Annotated in this window: 21 protein-coding genes; 4 read left to right on the top strand and 17 right to left on the bottom strand. The window is 66.3% G+C overall.

Translation table 11 applies throughout. The features are described 5' to 3' along the window. Nucleotides 1-38: 38 nt before the first annotated feature. The 6 genes from AC1RQK_RS00895 to AC1RQK_RS00870 form a co-directional block, all read right to left on the bottom strand. Entirely contained in the window at nt 39-1,235 is a 1,197-nt protein-coding gene (locus AC1RQK_RS00895) for an acetyl-CoA C-acetyltransferase (RefSeq protein WP_492807174.1), read from the bottom strand. Then, nucleotides 1,232-2,056, bottom strand: a complete 825-nt coding sequence (locus tag AC1RQK_RS00890; protein ID WP_492372025.1) for an enoyl-CoA hydratase/isomerase family protein — start codon at nt 2,054-2,056, stop codon at nt 1,232-1,234. The genes AC1RQK_RS00895 and AC1RQK_RS00890 overlap by 4 nt, the downstream gene beginning before the upstream one ends. Further along, nucleotides 2,049-2,798 carry an SDR family NAD(P)-dependent oxidoreductase gene (locus tag AC1RQK_RS00885; protein WP_492807171.1) on the bottom strand — a complete coding sequence of 250 codons (750 nt, stop codon included), beginning with the start codon at nt 2,796-2,798 and terminating at the stop codon, nt 2,049-2,051. Before AC1RQK_RS00885 ends, AC1RQK_RS00890 begins: the two co-directional genes overlap by 8 nt. Before the next feature lie 47 nt (nt 2,799-2,845). Then, nucleotides 2,846-3,739, bottom strand: coding sequence for a MaoC/PaaZ C-terminal domain-containing protein (locus tag AC1RQK_RS00880; protein WP_492807169.1), 894 nt, complete (start codon nt 3,737-3,739; stop codon nt 2,846-2,848). Between the two features lie 138 nt (nt 3,740-3,877). Next, a complete protein-coding gene (locus AC1RQK_RS00875) occupies nt 3,878-5,983 on the bottom strand; it encodes an acetate--CoA ligase family protein (protein WP_492372028.1) in 2,106 nt (701 codons plus the stop codon). Between the two features lie 107 nt (nt 5,984-6,090). After that, the gene (locus AC1RQK_RS00870) at nt 6,091-7,068 is read right to left on the bottom strand and encodes a tripartite tricarboxylate transporter substrate binding protein (protein WP_492372029.1); all 978 of its coding nucleotides are present in this window, start codon (nt 7,066-7,068) and stop codon (nt 6,091-6,093) included. 148 nt (nt 7,069-7,216) lie between these two features. On the opposite strand from AC1RQK_RS00870, the gene AC1RQK_RS00865 reads away from it, so the two are divergent. Next, nucleotides 7,217-8,164, top strand: a complete 948-nt coding sequence (locus AC1RQK_RS00865; protein ID WP_492807166.1) for a LysR family transcriptional regulator — start codon at nt 7,217-7,219, stop codon at nt 8,162-8,164. 8 nt (nt 8,165-8,172) lie between these two features. Here the strand turns inward: AC1RQK_RS00865 and AC1RQK_RS00860 are convergent, their stop codons facing one another. The 5 genes from AC1RQK_RS00860 to phnC all read right to left on the bottom strand — a co-directional run bounded on the left by AC1RQK_RS00860 (nt 8,173) and on the right by phnC (nt 12,128). Continuing rightward, nucleotides 8,173-8,670 (bottom strand): GNAT family N-acetyltransferase, encoded by a 498-nt coding sequence (locus tag AC1RQK_RS00860; protein ID WP_492807165.1) that lies wholly within the window; start codon nt 8,668-8,670, stop codon nt 8,173-8,175. 43 nt (nt 8,671-8,713) lie between these two features. Continuing rightward, nucleotides 8,714-9,250: a phosphonate degradation HD-domain oxygenase gene (locus AC1RQK_RS00855; protein ID WP_492372032.1), complete on the bottom strand. Its 537-nt coding sequence runs from the start codon at nt 9,248-9,250 to the stop codon at nt 8,714-8,716. 69 nt (nt 9,251-9,319) lie between these two features. Further along, a complete protein-coding gene (gene phnE, locus AC1RQK_RS00850; protein ID WP_416053247.1) occupies nt 9,320-10,111 on the bottom strand; it encodes a phosphonate ABC transporter, permease protein PhnE in 792 nt (263 codons plus the stop codon). Between the two features lie 115 nt (nt 10,112-10,226). Further along, complete coding sequence (gene phnD, locus AC1RQK_RS00845) at nt 10,227-11,219, bottom strand: phosphonate ABC transporter substrate-binding protein (protein WP_492807162.1); 993 nt, start codon at nt 11,217-11,219, stop codon at nt 10,227-10,229. A 69-nt stretch (nt 11,220-11,288) separates the two neighbouring features. Further along, nucleotides 11,289-12,128: a phosphonate ABC transporter ATP-binding protein gene (gene phnC, locus AC1RQK_RS00840; RefSeq protein ID WP_492807161.1), complete on the bottom strand. Its 840-nt coding sequence runs from the start codon at nt 12,126-12,128 to the stop codon at nt 11,289-11,291. A 384-nt stretch (nt 12,129-12,512) separates the two neighbouring features. Here phnC and AC1RQK_RS00835 point away from each other — a divergent pair, with 384 nt between their 5' ends. After that, nucleotides 12,513-12,920, top strand: a complete 408-nt coding sequence (locus AC1RQK_RS00835) for a DoxX family protein (protein WP_492807159.1) — start codon at nt 12,513-12,515, stop codon at nt 12,918-12,920. Nucleotides 12,921-12,942: 22 nt separating this feature from the next. Here the strand turns inward: AC1RQK_RS00835 and AC1RQK_RS00830 are convergent, their stop codons facing one another. From AC1RQK_RS00830 to AC1RQK_RS00820, 3 genes are all read right to left on the bottom strand, one after another. After that, entirely contained in the window at nt 12,943-13,233 is a 291-nt protein-coding gene (locus AC1RQK_RS00830) for a type II toxin-antitoxin system RelE family toxin (protein ID WP_150989398.1), read from the bottom strand. Next, complete coding sequence (locus AC1RQK_RS00825) at nt 13,223-13,477, bottom strand: type II toxin-antitoxin system Phd/YefM family antitoxin (protein ID WP_043354770.1); 255 nt, start codon at nt 13,475-13,477, stop codon at nt 13,223-13,225. The genes AC1RQK_RS00830 and AC1RQK_RS00825 overlap by 11 nt, the downstream gene beginning before the upstream one ends. A 196-nt stretch (nt 13,478-13,673) precedes the next feature. Then, nucleotides 13,674-14,324 carry a VTT domain-containing protein gene (locus AC1RQK_RS00820; protein ID WP_492807157.1) on the bottom strand — a complete coding sequence of 217 codons (651 nt, stop codon included), beginning with the start codon at nt 14,322-14,324 and terminating at the stop codon, nt 13,674-13,676. Between the two features lie 210 nt (nt 14,325-14,534). Here AC1RQK_RS00820 and AC1RQK_RS00815 point away from each other — a divergent pair, with 210 nt between their 5' ends. After that, nucleotides 14,535-14,936, top strand: coding sequence for an OsmC family protein (locus AC1RQK_RS00815; protein ID WP_253929250.1), 402 nt, complete (start codon nt 14,535-14,537; stop codon nt 14,934-14,936). A 64-nt stretch (nt 14,937-15,000) separates the two neighbouring features. Here AC1RQK_RS00815 and AC1RQK_RS00810 read toward each other — a convergent pair whose 3' ends face one another. Next, the gene (locus AC1RQK_RS00810; RefSeq protein WP_492372037.1) at nt 15,001-16,233 is read right to left on the bottom strand and encodes a bifunctional alpha/beta hydrolase/OsmC family protein; all 1,233 of its coding nucleotides are present in this window, start codon (nt 16,231-16,233) and stop codon (nt 15,001-15,003) included. 189 nt (nt 16,234-16,422) lie between these two features. Next, a complete protein-coding gene (locus AC1RQK_RS00805) occupies nt 16,423-16,824 on the bottom strand; it encodes a MerR family transcriptional regulator (RefSeq protein WP_492372038.1) in 402 nt (133 codons plus the stop codon). A 62-nt stretch (nt 16,825-16,886) separates the two neighbouring features. Between AC1RQK_RS00805 and AC1RQK_RS00800 the strand changes: the two genes are divergently transcribed. Further along, nucleotides 16,887-17,120: a GDCCVxC domain-containing (seleno)protein gene (locus AC1RQK_RS00800; protein ID WP_492807154.1), complete on the top strand. Its 234-nt coding sequence runs from the start codon at nt 16,887-16,889 to the stop codon at nt 17,118-17,120. Between the two features lie 293 nt (nt 17,121-17,413). On the opposite strand, the gene AC1RQK_RS00795 is transcribed toward AC1RQK_RS00800, so the two are convergent. Further along, a complete protein-coding gene (locus AC1RQK_RS00795; protein WP_492807152.1) occupies nt 17,414-18,331 on the bottom strand; it encodes a LysR family transcriptional regulator in 918 nt (305 codons plus the stop codon). Nucleotides 18,332-18,340: the final 9 nt, after the last annotated feature.

The raw sequence follows: 18,340 nt of genomic DNA, 5'->3' as shown, positions 1-18,340 counted from the left end.
GCGTAGTGGCGTAGTGGCGTAGTGGCGTAGTGGCGGCGTCAGGCGCGCTCGAATACGGCGGCAATGCCCTGCCCGCCGCCGATGCACATGGTTTCCAGGCCGTAGCGCGCACCGCGCCGGCCCAGCTCGTGCATCAGCGAGGTCATGATGCGCACGCCGGTGGCGCCCACCGGATGCCCCAGCGAGATGCCGGACCCGTTCACATTGAAGCGATCCGGATCATTCCAGCCCCAGCCCTTGGCGCAGGCCAGCGCCTGGCAGGCAAAGGCTTCGTTCAGTTCCACCAGACCCATGTCGTCAAAGCCCAGCCCGTTCTTGCCGAACAGCTTCTTGACGGCTGGCACGGGGCCAATGCCCATGTGCGACGGCTCGCAACCAGCCACGGCCCAGCTATGCAGGTAGCCGATGGGCGCCAGGCCAAGCGCTTCCAGCTTGTCTTCGGCCACGATCAGGCAGGCGGCGGCGGCATCGTTCTGCTGGCAAGCGTTGCCGGCAGTGACGATGCCGTCCTTCATCAGGGGCTTGAGCCGTGCGAGCTGCTCGATGGTGAGATCCCCACGGATGCCCTCGTCCTCGCTCACGATCAGCGCCTCGCCCTTGCGCTGCGGCACGCTGACCGGCACCACTTCCTGCGCGAACTTGCCGCTGGACCAAGCGGCAGCGGCGCGCTGATGGCTGCGCAGCGCAAAGGCATCGGCCTGCTCGCGCGAGATGCCGTAGTCGCGTGCCAGGTTCTCGGCTGTCTCGATCATGCCGGAGATGCGGCCGAAGCGGGCTTCGGGCTGCGAGCGTTCGCGCCCGCGCTCCAGACGGTCGTGGAACTTCACGGTGCCGGCGCGCTTGCCCCAGCGCATGTCGGTGGTGTAGTACTCCACGTTGCTCATGCTCTCGACGCCGCCGGCCATCACGACATCGGCGACGCCGGTCTGCACCATCATCGCAGCCGTGGCGATCGCCTGCAGGCCGCTGCCGCAGCGGCGGTCCAGCTGCATGCCGGCAACGCTGATCGGAAAGCCGGCCTGCAGCGCTACCCAGCGGCCGGTGCAAGGCACTTCGCCGTTGGCGTAGGAATGCGCGAACACCACATCCTCGATACGGGCCGGATCCAGGCCCGTGCGCTCGACCACGGCGCGCGCCACGGTAGCGCCGAGTTCTTCGACAGAGATACTGCGCAGACTGCCGCCGAACGCGCCGATGGGCGTGCGCAGCGGGGAGACGATTGCGGCTCGTTTCATGATGGCATCCTTTGTTCTTGATGCAGTTCGTCAGTGCCGAACCGCGGGGTTTCCCTGGCGAAGAAGGCACGCACGCCTTCCTGCGCTTCCTTGGAACTGAAGACGCGGTCCGACAGCGGCAGCGCCTGGCGCATCGCCTCGTCTTCGGTGGTGTCAAAGCTCAGGTCGATGGCCTGCTTGCACAGCGCCAGCGCCAGCGGCGGGCGCTGTGCAAGCGTGGCCGCCAGCGCCAATGCCGCTTGCAGCGCCTGGCCCGGCGGGGCCACGCGGTTGACCAGGCCCCAGGCCAGCGCGGTGGCTGCATCGATAGGCTCGCCCAGGAACATCAGCTCCTTGGCGCGCCCTTCGCCCACGCGCCGCGTGACGCGCACCGGGCCGCCGCTGCCGGGGAACACGCCCAGCTTGATCTCGGGCAGCGCGAAGCGCGCCGTCTCGTCCGCCACGATCAGGTCGCAGCAGACCGCGATCTCCAGGCCGCCGCCGAACGCCAGGCCATTGACCGCCGCCACCGTCGGCTTCGGGAAATCGTCCAGCCGCCCGAACACCGCATGCTGCAGGGCGAGCTTGCCCGGCACGATCTGCCCGGGCCGCATCAGCGGCCGGAACTCGGCGATATCGGATCCCGCGCAGAAGGCACGGGTGCCGGCGCCGGTCAGCACCACGGCGCGCACGGCGGGATCGCGTTCCAGCGCATCCAGCGCACGGTCAAGCGCCTCGGTCAAGCCACGGAAAACCACGTTCAGCGGCGGGTTGTCCAGCGTCAGCGTAGCAATGCCGTCTTTGGCGGAGCAACGCACCGGCCCTGCCGAGATCTCAGCCATAGCGCCCACCGGTGACGTGCAGCACCTCGCCGGTAATGAAGCTGGCGCGCTCCGAAGCCAGGAAGGCCACCGCATCGGCGATGTCGCCCGGCCGGCCAACCCGCTTGATCGGCTGCGCGGCGACGGCCCGCTCCTTGATGGTCTCGTAGGTGGGCAAGGCCTGCACCATCTCGGTTTCCATGAAGCCAGGCGCCACGCAATTGACCGTCACGCCGTAGCGCCCTTCCTCCAGCGCCAGCGCCTTGGCCATACCGATCAGCCCGGCCTTGGCCGCCGCGTAATTGGCTTGCGTGGGATTGCCGAAGTGCGCGCGCGAGCTGATATTGATGACCCGCCCCCAGCCTTGTTCGATCAAACGCGGCATCACGGCCTTGGTAGCCAGGAAAGCGCCCTTGAGCATGACCTCCATCACCAGGTCCCAGTCCTCCTCGGTCATCTTGACGAGGTACTTGTCGCGCGGAAAGCCGGCGTTATTGACCAGGATGTGCACCCCGCCAAAATGCGCGACGGTTTCATCCACCAGCCGCTGCACGTCGGCGCCCTTGGTGATGTCGGCGACGATGCAATGCGCCTGCAAGCCATCGGCGCGCAGCGCGGCGGCCGTGGCTTCGGCCTGCTCGCGCAGGATGTCCGTGATCACCACCTTGACGCCCTCTTGCGCCAGGTGGCGTGCCGTAGCCGCGCCCAGCCCGCGGGCCGAGCCCGTGACGATGGCGACTTTGTCCTTGATCTGCAGGTCCATTCGGTTCTCCTCGGAATACGTGTGTCGGGATGGCTGCGCAAGCAGCGTCAGATTGGAGCCGGCGGCTGGCTCAGGTCCACGCGCCCGGCGTTGAGCACCACCACGCCGCGTTCCAGCGCCGTGGTGCGCAGCGACACCACCGGGCCATCGACCCAGATCGCCGTGCGCAGCGTTTCGCCGGGCAATACCGGGGCGGTAAAGCGCACCCGCATGCCGCGCACCGTGGCGGCGTCGTAGGCCAGCACGGTTTTCAGCACGGCGTGCATGGCGATGCCCATGGTGCACAGGCCATGCAGGATGGGCCGCGAGAACCCGGCCGCCTGCGCCACCGCCGGGTCGGCGTGCAAGGGATTGAAGTCCCCGTTGAGCCGGTACAGCAGCGCAGCCTGCGGCAGCGTCCCCAGATCGCACACGGCGTCCGGTTCGCGCTCGGGCATCGCATGCGGCGGCGGCGGCGTGCCCGCCCTGGCGCCGCCGGCGGCAAAGCCGCCATCGGCGCGCAGCATGGTGGTCTGGGTGACGGTGGCCAGCAACTCGCCGGTGGCCGCGTCATGCACCTGGCGCTCCTGCATCATCAACGCGCCTTTATCCGGGCCTTTGTCGTACAGCGCGGTGACCTTGTTCCGGCCAACTACCCGCCCCTGCGCCGGCAACGGCCGGTGCAGCACGAACGCCTGCTCGGCGTGCACCAGCTTGCGCCAGGTGATGCCGGTGTCCGGCTGGTCGGCCCAGAAGCCGCTGTAACCCAGCACGTTGACCAGCGTGGGCAGCGCCTGCAGGCCGCCGCGCGCGTGCTCATAGACGTAGCGCAGCTGGCCAGCGTCGAGCGGATCGGCGCCCAGGCCGATGCCCAGCGCATAGCACATGCAGTCGCGCGCGCTGTAAGCCTGCTCGACGGGCGCGAACTGGCGGCTGAGGAGATGCTTGGGGTCGAGTGGCATGGCGTGTTGTCTGCAGTTGTCTGCTGGATGGTGACGGCGTCAGGCGCGCGGCGTACAGGCGCTCGGCGGGTACCAATTCCTCGCGCACAAAGCGCCGGATGCTGTCGCCCAGGGCGTTGAGGGTTTCGGCGTCGCGAATCATCCGGGTAGCTCCGTCACCTCGATCACGGCGTCGACGGCAAAGGCGCCCCGTCCTTGCGGCATCGCAAACACCGGATTCAGGTCCACCGATTGCAGGCGCGGGCCGGCCTGGTGCGCAAACACAGACAGCCGCGCCAGCATGCCCGCCAGCGCCTTGATATCCACTGGCGGCTTGCCGCGCGCACCCAGCAGCAGCGGCGCGCCCTTGATGGAGCGGATCATCTGCTCGGCCACGTCCTCGCCGAACGGGCAACGGTGCAGCACCACGTCCTTCATCACTTCCACAAAGATGCCGCCCAGCCCGAACATGGCCACCGGGCCAAAGACGGGATCGCGCTGGATGCCGAGAATGCATTCCACGCCGCCGCTGAGCTGTTTGGCGACCAGCACGCCTTCGAGGCGCGCGCCCGGCACGGCCTCCTTGCCGCGTGCAATCAACAGACCGAAGCCAGCACGCACGCCTTCGGCATCGGTGACGTTCAGCAGCACGCCGCCGATCTCGGACTTGTGCTGGATGCCCGGCGACAGGATCTTGAGCACCACGGGATAGCCCAACGCCTCGGCCGCCGCCACCGCCTCGCTGGCCGTGGCGCAAGCGCGTTCCGGGGCCACGGCGATGCCAGCCTGCGCCAGCACGCGCTTGGCCTGCGCCTCGCTAGGCATGCTGTCAGGCAGCTCCACCGCGGGCACCGAGGGCGGCGGCAAGCTGGGAGCGCGCTCAAACGCTTGCCCAAAACGGCCCATGGCTTCGATGGCCACCACCGCGCGGGTGGGATCCTCGAACACGGTGAAGCCGTCGGCCTCGTACTCGCGCACACGCTCGGGCGAGGCCAGCACCGACAGCAGGTACAGCCGGTCCGGATGCTTGTCGCGCACGCCCTTTAGCTGCTCGCGCAGGCGCGGCGCGATGGAGTCGGCGCCGCCTGTGTAGGTAAAGAAACCCAGCACCGACTGGTAGCCGCCCTCGGCCACCACCGCTTGCGTGAAGCGGCCCGCGATGGTCATGTCGTTCAGGAACTGCGCCGTGCAGTCCACGGGGTTGCGCGGCGCGGCAAAGGGCAGCAACGCTTTCAGGCGCTCCTGGGCCGCCGGGGGCATCTCCGGCATCGGCAAGCCAACCACTTCCGCCGCATCGGAAATAATGACGCCGGCGCCGCCGCTGACGGTAATCACGCCCAACGAATTGTTGGCCGGATAGATGCGGCGCGTGGCCAGCCGTGCCACGTCGAGCATATGCTCGGTGGAGCGCGCCCGCACCACGCCGAACTCGGCCAGCACGGCATCGGTCACCGCGTCGTTGCCGGCCAGCGAGGCCGTGTGCGACTGCGCCGCCGCGCTGCCCACCGCGCTGGTGCCGACCTTCATCATGACCACCGGCTTGCGCGCCTTGCGCGCGGCCTCCAGCGCCTGCATCAGGCGCTGCCCGTCGCGTATGCCCTCGGAGTAGACCGCGATCACATCGGTGTTGTCGTCGTCCACCATGGCGTGGACGATGTCGCCCAGGCTGATGTCGCTCTCGTTGCCGCTCATCACGCAGGCCGACACGCCAATGCCTGCATCGCGCGCAATGCCCAGGATGTGGCTGCCATACGCGCCGGACTGGCTGGCAATGCCGACCCGCCCCGCCGCCGGAAAGCCCATTTCCACCACCGAGGTGAAGCTGCCGTAAAAGCCGGTGCCGGGATTGACCACGCCCAGCGAGTTCGGGCCAAGCAGGCGCATGCCGGTTTTGCGCGCCGAAGCCACCATGCGTTGCTGGATCTGCGCGCCCTCGTCCCCGGCCTCGGCAAACCCTGCGGAAAACACAATGGCCGCCGCCGTGCCGCGTGCCGCTAGTTCCGCCACCACGTCGGGCGCCAGCTTGGCGGCCACCGCCACGATGGCCACGTCCGGCGTCTGCGGCAGGTCAGCCACGCTGGCGTAGGCTTCCAGGCCCTGGATGGTGGCGCGATTGGGATTGACCGGCATCAGGCGGCCCTGGTACCCCTGGCTGCGCATGTAGTCGATAGGCCGGCCGCCGATGCGCAGCGGATCGTCCGAGGCGCCGATGACGGCGACGGAACGCGGACGAAGGAGACGGACAAGGGGATGACGGTCTGGCATGGCGAGATCGCTTGCAAGAAAAACAGTGGCGGCGGAAGGGGAATAGGAAAAAGAAGAGGAGCGGATCGGGTCGGGGCGGCACCCGCCCCTGCCTTCGCAAATCCGGCTTACTCGACTTTGGCGCCGGAAGTCTTGACGACCTTTGCCCAACGGTCGATCTCCGAGCGGATCAACGCGCCGAATTGCTCTGGCGTGCCCGGCGACGGCTCGAAGCCCTGGGCGCGCAGGCGCTCCTTCATCTCCGGCGCGTCCAGCGCCTTGTGGATCTCGGCGTTGAGCTTGTCAATGATCGGCTTGGGCGTGCTTGCCGGCGCCATCAGCCCGTTCCACGCCAGGGTCTCGAAGCCAGGCACGCCGGACTCCGCCACCGTTGGCACGTTAGGCAGCAGCGGCGAGCGCTTGGCGCCGGTGATGGCGATCGCACGCAGCTTGCCGCCATTGACCTGCGGCAGCGCAGAGAACATCAGGTCCATCACCAGTTGCGCATTGCCCGCCATCACGTCCGCCATGGCAGGCGCGCTGCCGCTGTACGGGATGTGGGTCATCTTCACACCAGCCATCGAACTCAGCAACTCGGTAGCCAGGTGCGTGGACGAGCCGTTGCCCGCCGAGCCGAAGTTGATCGATCCCGGCTTGGCCTTGGCCGCGGCGATCACGTCCCGCACCGTCTTGTAAGGCAGCGACGGGGTCACCATCACCAGCATCGGGCCGCGCGTCAGCTCGCTCACCGGGGTGAGATCGGTCTTGATGTTGTAGCGCAGGTTCTTGTAGAGCGAAGGGTGAATCGAATGCCCCGTCGTCACCAGCAGCAGCGTGTAGCCGTCGGGCGCCGCGCGGGCCACCTGCTCCGCGCCCAGGTTGCCGGAGGCGCCGGGCTTGTTTTCGACCACGAACGGCTGGCCCATGCTGTCACCCAGCTTCTGCGCCAGCAGGCGCACAACGATGTCATTGGTGCCGCCCGGCGGGTAAGGCACGACGATCTTGACGGGCTTGGCAGGAAAAGCCTGCGCCAGGCTAAGCGCGGGCAAGGTGAGAGCGGCGGTGGCCGCAACGGCAGCGGCAAGCCAGCGTTTCGTGCTGATCATCGATTGTCTCCGGTCTGAGGTCAGGCGCGGCCGAAACGTGTGTTCGGCGCCCTCGGCTTCTTTGTGCCTGTTTCAGAAACAATCGTAAGCAATGCCATATACTTAATCCAATACTTTACATGCAGCTAGCTATACACGAGGTATATGGATGGACCTGCGTCAACTCAAGCAATTCGTAGCCGTCGCCGAGACCAGCAGCTTCAGCCGGGCGGCAGAGCGGCTGTTCATGGCACAGCCGCCGCTTTCCGTCGCCATCCGCAAACTGGAGGAAGAACTCGGCACGCCCTTGTTCGAGCGCACTGCCCGCGGGGTACGGCTGACCGCCCCCGGCGAAGCCGCCCTGCAAGCCGCCAGGAAATGCCTGCAGAATGCGGAAGAAGTCAGCGCGGCCGCGCGTGCGACCGCCACCGGCGAAGCCGGACGGCTACGCATCGGGTTTATCGGCTCGGTCACGTTCGGTTTGCTGCCGCGGCTGATACAGGCGTTCACCAAGCGCCACCCGCAGGTCAAGCTGGAGTTGCGCGAAGGCACCAACCTCGAACTGCTATCGCTGGTGGAAAACGGCGAGCTCGACGTGGGCTTCGTGCGCGTGCCCACCGCCCGCCCGGAGAACGTCCGCTTCCAGCTGATCCAGACCGACGTATTCTGTGCCGCGCTCCCGCGCGGCCACGCACTGGCCAAGCAGAAGCAGGTCGCCTTGCACGACCTCGCCGACTGTCCCCTGATCGGCTACACGCCCTCACGCGTGGGCGGCCTGCAAGCCGCGGTGTCGCACCTGTTCGCACGCGCTGGCATCAGCCCCTACATCGCGCAGGAAGCCGTACAGGTGCAGACCGTGGTAGGGCTGGTGGATAGCGGGCTCGGGGTCGCCCTGGTGCCATCGGTCAACGCATCGCACTCATCGGGCCGCGTAGTGTTCCGCCCGATCTCCGACCTGCCGCCGGATGCGTCGATCGGCATTTCCCTGGCGTATCACGCGCTGGCCGAATCCGCTGTCACGCAGCGTTTTCGCGAAAGTATCGAGGCGCCGGCGGAGAAGGCGCCTAGGGCCGAGGGGGAAACGGCCAGGCGGAGTGCGGGCAAGCGGATGGGATAGCGCTACTGTCAGAGGTGCACCGCCGCCACCGGCAACCCGACGCTAAAACTGGTCCCGTGCTCCGTAAACCCAAGCCGCCGGTAGAACTGATGCGCCTGCAGCCGGCGCGCGCTGGACGATAGCGCCAGCTTGGAGGCGCCCGCCTCTTCGGCCAGCCGCATGGCGGCGTGCATCATGGCCGTGCCTACGCCGGTGCCGCGCGCGGCGTGGGTCACCACCACGCTTTCCACGATGGCCTCGCTGCGGCCGTCGTGCGCCAGCACCGGGAACACCAGCAGGCAGAACGTGCCGAGCGCTTCGCCGGCGGCGCTGCGCATCAGGTAGCAGCGATAGTGCGGCATCGCCTTGAGCTGGGCGAACAGCGCGCGCATGCGCTGCAAAGGCAGCGGCGTCTCGTTGTCCATTTCGGAGAGCAAGGCGGCCACCTGCAGCAGTTCGGCATCGGTGCCGGTCACTTCGTGCAGGGTCGGGCCGCCGCTGGCGCGGCGTGCATCTGGCAGGTCCATGCGGATATCGGCTTCGAGTGAGATTACTTAGGTGCGATGCCGGTCAGGGCGCGCGGCGCAGGCAGCGCGCCACCATCGGCAGGTAGTGCTCCAGCGGCGGCGTGGCAAGGCCGACGACCTTGGCCAGGTCGTCGTAGCGGCGCAGGCGCACGGCTGCCGGCCCGTGGGGATGGGCGACGAACGCCTCCGCCTGGGTGGCGCCAAAGGGGCCGCCCTGCAGTGCCAGGCTGTGTTGCGAGGCAGGCGACAGGGTGGCCTGGTAGCCCGGCTCGGTAGCGCACAGGTAGCGCTTGGCGGCCACATGCATGCGCACCGGCTCGGTCACCTCTGGCCCAAACCCGACCGCGAGCAGGTCGGCGCCGACTTCTTGGTGGCGCAGATCGATGGTGCTGTCCTCGGACATCACGAGGTGGCCGAGGTCGTGCAGCAGGCTGGCAACGATCAGCGGCTCAGGGTCGCCGGCCTGCTCGGCCAGCTGCGCGCACTGCAGCGCATGTTCGGTCTGGGTGATGGCCTCGCCGCCGTAGAAGGCGGTGCCGTGGCCGGAGAAGAGGATTTCGATGCGCCTGAGGATGGTCATGATGATTTGTGTGTGCGGGCTGGTGTCGTGAGGCGGCTTGAAGCGGCTTGTGGCGGCTTGAGGCCGCTGTCAAACCAGCGCCTTGCGGATCCGGGCGGACAGCAAATCGATGACCGTGACAAAGCCAACAATGATGATGATCACCGCGCAGGTCTCGGCATACTGGAAGCTGCGGATGATCTCCCACAGCACGGTGCCGATGCCGCCAGCGCCGACGATGCCAAGCACCGTGGCCGAGCGCACATTGGATTCGAAGCGGTACAGCGCATAAGAGATCCACAGCGGCAGCACCTGCGGGATCACGCCGTAGACCACCTCTTCGAGCGCGCTGGCGCCGGTGGCGCGCACGCCTTCCACGGGGCGCGGGTCGATGGCCTCCACGGCTTCCGAGAACAGTTTGGCGAGCACGCCGGTGGTGTGCACCCACAGCGCGAGCACGCCGGCGAAGGGGCCCAGCCCCACCGCCACGATAAACAGCATGGCGAACACCATCTCATTGATGGCGCGGCAGGCATCCATCACGCGGCGCATCGGCTGGTAGACCCAGGCCGGCACGATATTGGCGGAACACGCCAGCCCCAGCGGCACGGCAAACACGATGGACAGGAAGGTGCCCCAGATCGCGATCTGCACGGTCACCAGCATCTCGTCCAGGTAGATGCGCCAGTCACGGAAACTGGGCGGGAAGAAGTCGGCGGCGAATTTCGCCATGTTGCCGGAGTCCCTCCACAGGTCGAGCGGACGCATGTCGGCGCCCTGCCACGACATGACCAGCAAGGCGAGCACCACCGCCCAGACGAACATGACAGGCAGGCTGGCACGCGGCGGACGGACGGCACGAGGCGGAGTGGCTGGGATCATGGTGGGGTTGGCGCAAGGATGCATGAATACTCGGGCTAAAGCAAAGGTGAGGCGACGGTGTGCGGCCCGCCCCGGCTTGGGGGCGGGCCGCGGATAGTGCTTGACTATGGGCGCGTTACTGCGCGCTGGCGGCGATCTTGTCCAGCTCAGCCAGCTTGCTGCTCAGGTCGGCGAGGCGCTTTTCCTTGTCCGGCGCGGCCATCGTGGTGTCGGACTCGATCTTGGTCTTCTCGCGGGCCAGCTCGATCTGGCGGATCGGCACCAGCTGCTTGTCGTTGGACGCACGGAAGCCCTGGTAGGTCAGCTTGGCAAGGTTCTCTTTCTCGCGCGCGGCGTCGGCACCCTTGCCGTAGTTCACGAAGAAGGTCTGTACCTTGGCCTTGACATCGGCCGGCAGGTCCTTGCGGTAGACCAGCGGATCCGCCGGGATCAGCGGCGACTTCCACAGCACGCGCACCTGCTCATAGGCGTTCTTGCCGGTGTTGATGCGGTAGCGCTCCATGTTCTCGGTGTTGTTGACCGCCACGTCGACCTGCTTGTTCAGCACGGACAGCAGGTTGGTTTCGTGGTTGCTCACACGCACCGTCTTGAAAAAGGTCTTCGGCTCGATCTTGTGGGCGCCCCACAGGTAGTGGCCCGGCACGGCGGTGCCCGAGGTGGAGTTCGGATCGCCCGCGCCATAGCTCAGCGACTTGCCTTGCTTGAGCACATCGTCCAGCGTCTTGAGGTTGCTGTCCTTGTTGACGATCAGGAGCGACCAGTAGCCGGGGTTGCCGTCCTTGTCGATCACCGAGGCGAACACCTCGCCGTTGGCGCGGTCCACCGCTTCGATGGCGGACTTGTTGCCGAACCAGGCAATCTGCACCTTGTTGAAGCGCATGGCTTCGATGATGCCGGCGTAGTCGGAGGCGAAGAACGGCTTGACCTGCACGCCCAGCTGTTTGCTCAGGTCATCGATCACGGGCTGCCAGGCGGACTTCAGGTTGGACGAGGTTTCCGTCGAGATAAAGCCCATGTTGAGGACCTTGCCTTCCTGGGCAAAGGCGGGCAGCGAGAGCGCGCCAGCGGCGCTCGTGACGATCAGGGCGAGAAGGGTTCTGCGCAGCATGAGGGAACTCCGAGGAAAAACCTTGTTGGGGGTGCTTGCGGGAAACATTGCGAAATAATCCGGGGTCAATCAGGCCGCCGCCAGGCCACCGTGCAGCATGGCGGGCGCGGCAACCTCCAGCCCCGCGCCGTCGGGCAGCAGCTCGGCGGCTTCCGTGCCATACAGATCGCGCAACATGGCCGGGGTCAGCGCGGCGGACGGGCCGTCGTAGACCACCTTGCCGTGGCGCAGCGCGACCACGCGCGGGCAATAGCGCATCGCCACATCCACCTGGTGCAGCGACACCACCACTGCCACGCGGCGCGCTCGGTTGATCTGCGCCAGCAACTCCATCACGCGCCGCGCGGATTCGGGATCCAGCGAAGCGATCGGCTCGTCGGCCAGGATCACCCGCGCGTTCTGCACCAGTGTGCGGGCAATGGCCGCGCGCTGCTGCTGGCCGCCCGACAAGGTGGATGCCCGCCGAAAGGCATAGTCGTCTATACCAACCTGGGCAAGCGCTTCGAGCCCTGCGTCGATCTCGCCGACACGGAAGAAGCGGATCAGGCTGCGCCACAGCGGCACGCGCGGCAGCATGCCGGTCAGCACGTTCGTGATCACCGGCAGGCGGCCCACCAGGTTGAACTGCTGGAATACAAAACCGATCTCTGCCCTTGCCGCGCGCACATCACGCGCCAGCCGGCCGCCTTGCTGGATGGCCCGGCCATTGACCAGCACCTCGCCAGCGCCGCCCGCATCGGCAGCGATAAACCCCGCCACGTGGCGCAGCAACGTGGACTTGCCCGAGCCCGAGGCACCCAGCAGCGCCACCATTTCACCAGGGGCAACGGCAAGGCTCACGTTATCCAGCGCCTTGCGTCCCGCCTGGAACGACTTGGACAGGCCGCGCACTTCAATCGCATGCGTCATCCCACACTCCTTGCATCAACAGTGAGCGCATTCTGGGTGGTGCGGATGACAAAACGATGAAGGTTGGAGAGCAATCTCGAATTGGGAGGCCCGCTTGGCCAGCCGCCTGCACCAAGTGGCCTCGGGCCGACCTCGCTGCCGGCCCGCCGGGCCGCATGGGCTACTGGGCGCGAGGCATGCACATGGCCATGCAGGACAGTGGCCATTCTCCGCCCCGGGGATCCCATCTCTCGATTGAAACAGGTGGAACATTCAAACGGTGCAAAGCGCAAGGTATCCTTCTTGGGCACCTTCCACGTGGGGGAGCACAGGGTGCCCGGCCGGACCAGAGGTTGCCCCCGATGAAACCCTCCGGATTGCGTACGCGCACCGACAAGGACGTTCATGAGCAAAGCAAAACGCGCCGGGCTGCTGTTTGTGTTCGTTTGGTTCGCCCTCGGCGGGCTCGGGCACTTCATGCTGACGCCGTTCTTCGTCAGCATCGTCCCTCCATCGATCCCCTACCCTGCCGCCGCCGTGCTGGTGAGCGGCGTGTTCGAGCTGCTGGGCGCGCTGGGGGTGCTGTGGCTGCCCACCCGGCGAGCGGCGGGATACGGCCTGGCACTGCTGACGCTTGCGGTCACGCCGGCCAATGTCTACATGTGGCAGCACCCCAAGCTGTTCCCGAAGATTCCGCCGACCCTGCTGGGTGTCCGGCTGGTGGTGCAGGTGTTGTTGCTGGTGTGCATCTTGTGGAGCACGAGCCGGCCGGATGATGCCGTTGCTACGCGAGATGGGAAAGGCGAACCATAGGTCGGGCAATACAAGGTGACCGCTATCGCCTTACACCGGCCCGGCGATAAGCCTCACTCTTGTCCCGTCGTCCAACAGCGAGCACTAGCACAGTGACGGTACGATCGTTGACCTCGTACACCAGCCGGTATCCGGCATCGCGCAGCTTAATCTTGTATACGTCTTTCATGTCCTTGCCACTGAGCTTGGCAGACGGCACCCGGGGTTCGGCCAGACGTTTCTCGAGCTGCTTTCGAAACTGATCCTTGATCGACGCATCGAGTTTCTTCCATTCCTTCAAAGCGTCTTCGTGAAAGGCGAGCTCATAACTCATCCAGCGACACCTTTACGGACTTCCCGCCGCGACGCTGCCGAACGATTTCTGCAAGCTCGATGTCCTCAAGCCGGTCCATAAGTGCTTCGAAAGCCTGGGCGGGAACCAGGTATGCGGCCGGGCGATTGTGATTGAGGACTGCCACGGGTTCGTTACCGGCCTCCTCAATGATGGCACCGGGGTTGCGGCGAAGGTCCGTGATGCTTACGGTCGCGGTAGCGTAGATGGCGCGTGTGACTGTCATATCTTTGGGTTGCCTGGCGTAGCGGGTTCCAATCGGACTGCATGGACAGGCTTGCAGCCCGTTCGTTACCCGTAATAAAGCACATAATTTAGCACAAAAATATGTGTACTTTTTGTCCTATCGATCAGCAACCAGAAGCCGGGCGACCCGAGGCCTTCCATGTCCATGCTTGCGCGCCGTCACAACCGCAAACGACTCACCCCCGTGCCCCCTGCCTGCCCTTCACCGCCCGCCACGCACTGGCCACCACCAGCGACCCCAGCCCAAGCGCAAGCCCAAGCAGGACGATGGCGCTCATGTGGTCGCGCACCAGCGGCACATTGCCGAAGAGATAGCCGCCGGCCAGCAGCGACACCACCCACACCGTGGCGCCAGCACTCGCGGCCAGCGCGAAGCGCGTCGCGGACATGGCGGACACGCCCGCGACGAACGGGGCAAAGGTGCGCACCACGGCGACGAAGGGGGACAGCAGCAAAGTCAGGCCGCCGTGGCGCTGGTAGAAGTCATGCGTCCTGCGCAGTGCGTCGCGGTTGATCCATCGGTAGCCGCCCGTGAACACGCGGGCCCCGATGGCTTTGCCGATGGCGTAGTTCAGCAGGCTGCCGGCCACCGCGGCGACCAGCAGCACCGGCAGCAGGATCCATAGCTTGAGCGCGCCCGCCGCGCAGAACGCGCCACAGAGAAACAGCAGCGGGTCGCCAGGCAGGAAGAACAGCGGCAACAGCCCGATCTCGCAGAACACGATGGCAAACAGGATGCCGTAGACCAAGATGCCGTATTGCGCGATGGCAGGGCCGAGATGCTGGTCGAAATGCAGCAGCAACGGCAAGACTTGCGATGCTTCCATGCGTGCCCCCGGTCTTGAAGTGATGGCTACAGTGTAGGCGCGCCCTGGCCACCGGGGACCCCAGGTGGGTACGGTGCCCTGGCCTCTGTGCCGATGACAAGCGGGAAATATGGCGAGAAGAGCCTTTCCCTCCGGCGCGCGCCCGCATAATATTGAGCATAACCCGCATAATCCGCACAATCCTCTGCACCAACAACCCCAGGAAATACCATGTCAAATTCCCAAGCCACCGCCCGGATCGGCTCGGTCGATGCCAACTACCTGGTGCACCTGCAGGCCGGCAGCCACGCACTGGTCGGTGACGAGTCCGCCGGGCTGGGCGGCACGGACCAGGGCCCGCCGCCCTTTGCCTTCGTGCTGTCCGGTCTGGTGTCCTGCACCGCCATCACGCTGAAGATGTACATGCAGAGGAAACAGTGGCCCGTGGCCGATGTGGAAGTCACGGCGGTCTTCCAGGGCAAGGACGAGGCACGCTTCATCCGGCGCGAGGTCCGGCTTAGCGGCGTGGAACTGGGCGAGGCCGAGCGCGAGCGGCTCGCGCAGATCTGCGAGCGCACGCCGGTGACGCTGTTCCTCAAGGGTGCGTCGCGAATCGAGACAACCTTCCTCTGAGAAGCCCCAGGCAAAACCGGAAGGGGCAGCCCGCAGGCCATCTCTTCCGGTTCGTGCCGGCGGCCTACCCGGCGGCAGTCTCCGCCAGATGGGTGCGCACCACCACCTCCGAATGCAGGGTCCGGTGGACCGGGCACTTGTCGGCGATCTCCATCAGCGCCGCGCGTTGCGCCTCGTCCAGCGGGCCGCGCATGGTGATCTCCCGCTCGATCCAGTCGATCTTGCCTTCGGTGGTGGAGCACTCCGCGCAATCGGTCGCGTGGATCTTCTCGTGGCGCAGCGTCACGGCCACGTGTTCCAGTGGCCAGCCCTTGCGGTCCGCATACATGCGCATGGTCATGGCGGTGCAGGCGCCCAGCCCCGCCAGCAGCAGGTCGTAAGGCGCGGGGCCGCCGTTGAGCCCGCCAAACGAAACGGGTTCGTCGGCCAGCAGGTGGTGCGGCCCGGCGGTGATGCGCTGCTGGTACTTGCCGGCGTGGCTTTCCTCCACCCGCACCAGCCCTTCCTCGGCCACTGCGGCCGGCACATCCAGGGCATCGATGTCGAGATAGCGCTGGCTCCATGCCGCAATGGTGTTGGCCACGTAAACGGCATCGGCCTTGCGCGTGAGCAGGTGATCGGCGCGGTCGAGCGAGACGAAGCTCTTGGGATGCTTGGCGGCAATGAAGATCTGCGTGGCGTTATCGATGCCGACGGTGTCGTCCTGCGGCGCATGCATGACCAGCAGCGCCTTGCGCAGCTTGGCTACGTTATCGAGCAGCTTCTGCTCGGCCACGTCTTCGATGAACTGCCGCTTGATCTTGAACGGACGGCCGGCGAGCCGGACCTCGGCCTCTCCATCGGCCTCGATGCGTGCGGCCTGGTCGCCGAACAGGCCGACCACATGGCTCGGATCGCTCGGCGCGGCGATGGTGACGACCGCCTTGGCTTCGGGGATGCCGTGCGCGGCGCTGAGCACCGCCGCGCCGCCCAGGCTGTGGCCAATCAGCAAGGCTGGCGCCCGGTGGTGCTGGCGCAGATAGTCCGCCGCCGCCAGCAGGTCGGCCACGTTGGACGAGAAGTTGGTATTGGCGAAATCGCCGCCGCTGCCGCCAAGGCCGGTGAAATCAAAGCGCAGCACGGCGATGCCGTGTGCCGTCAGCGCCTGCGCGATACGCGTCGCCGCCAGCACGTCCTTGCCGCAAGTGAAGCAATGGGCGAACAAGGCAAAAGTGCGCACCGGGCCAACTGGCAAATCCAGCCGCGCGGAGAGTTGCTGACCATCACTTCCCGGGAACTGCAGGCGCTGGGCTTCCATGGGTATCCTCATGCTTGACGCGAACTGTATGAGGTTCCCACTCTAGCCAAGTTTGCCGCCGGGTGCTACTGGCGTCGCATGGCTGGCCGCGCACAACGCGCAGTTGCGCCGGCAGGCTTGCCAGCGCCTTGCTTTCCGTTGTACGGCAAGTCCCCGATCCTCCCTGTGGATGCCCGCAATGCTGCACGGCTAGCAGGACGCGCACAGCGTTGCAATCAAGGGGCACGAGCCAGTGCCATCGCTGGCGTGGCATTGCCCGATCAACCTGCGCAAGTCGGTACGCAGCGCCTGCAACTCCCCCAGGCGCGCCTCCACCGCCTGGAGCTTGCGTTCAGCCAGCGTACGCGCGGTCCCGCACGTGCTACCGTCATTGAGTTGCAGCAAGACGCGGATTTCATCCAGCGCGAATCCAAGCGCCTGCGCGCGGCGGATGAAGATCAGCCTTTGCAGGCTTTCACGTGGATATTGCCGGATGGCGCCAGGCGCTCGCTCGGGTACCGGCAGGAGGCCACACCTTTGGTAGTAGCGCACCGTTTCCACGCCCACATTGGCCGCCTTGGCCACCTGCCCGATCGTCAGTGCCGATTCCATCGCTTGACTCCGTACCCGAGTACGCACCTAGACTATGTGCAAGCTGGCCTTAAGGGAAGGGGATGCGCACCGTCCTACTGCAGTCGACCATCACCTGCCCACATTGCGGACACCGGAGCGCCGAGAACATGCCCACCGACGCGTGCCTGTGGTGCTACACGTGCGGGCACTGCAACGCCGTGCTGAAACCCAAGGCCGGGGACTGCTGCGTATTCTGCTCCTATGGCGATACCCGTTGCCCGCCGCGCCAGCAAGAACCGGGCGAGCGCAAGCGATGCTTCGCTCGTGCTCCCTGATCTGCCACCTTCCCCGCTTCCATCATGCTATGTCCAAGTTGCAGGAAATCTGACTTGTCAGTGGCAACGCTCGAGATCGATGCGTCCGAACTGGGTTCGTCTTTCCTCCTGACCGTGCTCAAGTGCCCCCTGTGCAGCGAAGGGATCATTGCGAAAAAGGAACTCCAGCGGATATTCCGCAAAGGCCGGAAGCCGGCAAAGGCCGGAAGCCGGCAATGGCCGGCAAACCGGCCCCGCCCGTGCGGCTTCGGGAATCCGGCGCCGGCCACTGATCCTGGCATAGGCCCGCCGGCTCACATGCGCGCTTTCTCCCTGCCCTTGAGCGCACTGCGCAGGTAGTCCGCAAGCGCCACCACATTGCCCGGGGTGGCGGGCTCGCGCTTCCATACCAGCCCCACGTCCATCGACGGCACCTTGTCGGCAATCGCGCGCCGCACGATGCGCTGCCCCTCCAGCGACCACGGCCGGTAAACCAGGTCGGACAGGATGGCAATGCCGCGCCCGGCCGCCACCAGGCTGCGGACCGCCTCGATCGAGCAGCTCTGGTAGCGGACCTGCGGTGCCAGTCCATATTGCCCCCAGTACTTGCCGACCGTGGCAATGTGCTCGTCCATGTCGAGCAGGATGTAGTCATGCCGCGCCACGTCCGCCAGGCCGATGCGGTCCGCCATCATCAGCGGATGCTCGGGATGGCCCCATAGCTGCCTTGGCGAGCGCAGCAGCGTTTCGCAGGTGACATGGTCGAGCCCTGGCAGGTTCGAAACCAGCAGCAGGGCAATGTCGATCTCGCCACGCAGGATGCCCCGCTCGATGTCATGCCGTTCCCGCTCCAGCAACTCAAGCCGCAGCCGGGGGAACTTTCTCTCGATGGACTCCAGCAAGCCGGGCAGCACATAGGCCGTGATGGTTTCGGTCACGCCCAGGCGCACCGTGCCCGCGATGTCTACCGGCGCCACGCTGACGGCTTCCACCGCATCCAGCACGGCGTCCTCGATCTGCTGCGCATGCCGCAGGAAACGCGTACCGGCTTCGGTGAGGCGCACGCCGCTGGCGTGCCGGGTGAACAACTGCACGCCTACCGCTTCCTCCAGACCCTTCAGGGAGGCCGTCATGGATGACTGCGATACGTGGCAACGAAGCGCCGCACGCGACACCTGTCCCGTCTCGGCGATGGCCACGAAATGCCGCAGTTGCTTTAAGGTGGGTAGCATCGATTTTTC

The organism is Cupriavidus sp. GW822-FHT02D05 (assembly GCF_058802485.1).
This window is presented reverse-complemented; position numbering and strand designations above follow the sequence as displayed.

What these genes read in the sequence shown, in the direction of transcription:
- AC1RQK_RS00795 (WP_492807152.1), bottom strand. Translation starts at nt 18,331, where the DNA reads ATGCTACCCACCTTAAAGCAACTGCGGCATTTCGTGGCCATCGCCGAG.
- phnE (WP_416053247.1), bottom strand. Translation starts at nt 10,111, where the DNA reads ATGATCCCAGCCACTCCGCCTCGTGCCGTCCGTCCGCCGCGTGCCAGC.
- AC1RQK_RS00870 (WP_492372029.1), bottom strand. Translation starts at nt 7,068, where the DNA reads ATGATCAGCACGAAACGCTGGCTTGCCGCTGCCGTTGCGGCCACCGCC.
- AC1RQK_RS00890 (WP_492372025.1), bottom strand. Translation starts at nt 2,056, where the DNA reads ATGGCTGAGATCTCGGCAGGGCCGGTGCGTTGCTCCGCCAAAGACGGC.
- phnD (WP_492807162.1), bottom strand. Translation starts at nt 11,219, where the DNA reads ATGCTGCGCAGAACCCTTCTCGCCCTGATCGTCACGAGCGCCGCTGGC.
- AC1RQK_RS00875 (WP_492372028.1), bottom strand. Translation starts at nt 5,983, where the DNA reads ATGCCAGACCGTCATCCCCTTGTCCGTCTCCTTCGTCCGCGTTCCGTC.
- AC1RQK_RS00895 (WP_492807174.1), bottom strand. Translation starts at nt 1,235, where the DNA reads ATGAAACGAGCCGCAATCGTCTCCCCGCTGCGCACGCCCATCGGCGCG.
- AC1RQK_RS00855 (WP_492372032.1), bottom strand. Translation starts at nt 9,250, where the DNA reads ATGACCATCCTCAGGCGCATCGAAATCCTCTTCTCCGGCCACGGCACC.
- phnC (WP_492807161.1), bottom strand. Translation starts at nt 12,128, where the DNA reads ATGACGCATGCGATTGAAGTGCGCGGCCTGTCCAAGTCGTTCCAGGCG.
- AC1RQK_RS00825 (WP_043354770.1), bottom strand. Translation starts at nt 13,477, where the DNA reads ATGACAGTCACACGCGCCATCTACGCTACCGCGACCGTAAGCATCACG.
- AC1RQK_RS00860 (WP_492807165.1), bottom strand. Translation starts at nt 8,670, where the DNA reads ATGGACCTGCCAGATGCACGCCGCGCCAGCGGCGGCCCGACCCTGCAC.
- AC1RQK_RS00880 (WP_492807169.1), bottom strand. Translation starts at nt 3,739, where the DNA reads ATGCCACTCGACCCCAAGCATCTCCTCAGCCGCCAGTTCGCGCCCGTC.
- AC1RQK_RS00885 (WP_492807171.1), bottom strand. Translation starts at nt 2,798, where the DNA reads ATGGACCTGCAGATCAAGGACAAAGTCGCCATCGTCACGGGCTCGGCC.
- AC1RQK_RS00820 (WP_492807157.1), bottom strand. Translation starts at nt 14,324, where the DNA reads ATGGAAGCATCGCAAGTCTTGCCGTTGCTGCTGCATTTCGACCAGCAT.
- AC1RQK_RS00830 (WP_150989398.1), bottom strand. Translation starts at nt 13,233, where the DNA reads ATGAGTTATGAGCTCGCCTTTCACGAAGACGCTTTGAAGGAATGGAAG.
- AC1RQK_RS00800 (WP_492807154.1), top strand. Translation starts at nt 16,887, where the DNA reads ATGCGCACCGTCCTACTGCAGTCGACCATCACCTGCCCACATTGCGGA.
- AC1RQK_RS00805 (WP_492372038.1), bottom strand. Translation starts at nt 16,824, where the DNA reads ATGGAATCGGCACTGACGATCGGGCAGGTGGCCAAGGCGGCCAATGTG.
- AC1RQK_RS00835 (WP_492807159.1), top strand. Translation starts at nt 12,513, where the DNA reads ATGAGCAAAGCAAAACGCGCCGGGCTGCTGTTTGTGTTCGTTTGGTTC.
- AC1RQK_RS00815 (WP_253929250.1), top strand. Translation starts at nt 14,535, where the DNA reads ATGTCAAATTCCCAAGCCACCGCCCGGATCGGCTCGGTCGATGCCAAC.
- AC1RQK_RS00865 (WP_492807166.1), top strand. Translation starts at nt 7,217, where the DNA reads ATGGACCTGCGTCAACTCAAGCAATTCGTAGCCGTCGCCGAGACCAGC.
- AC1RQK_RS00810 (WP_492372037.1), bottom strand. Translation starts at nt 16,233, where the DNA reads ATGGAAGCCCAGCGCCTGCAGTTCCCGGGAAGTGATGGTCAGCAACTC.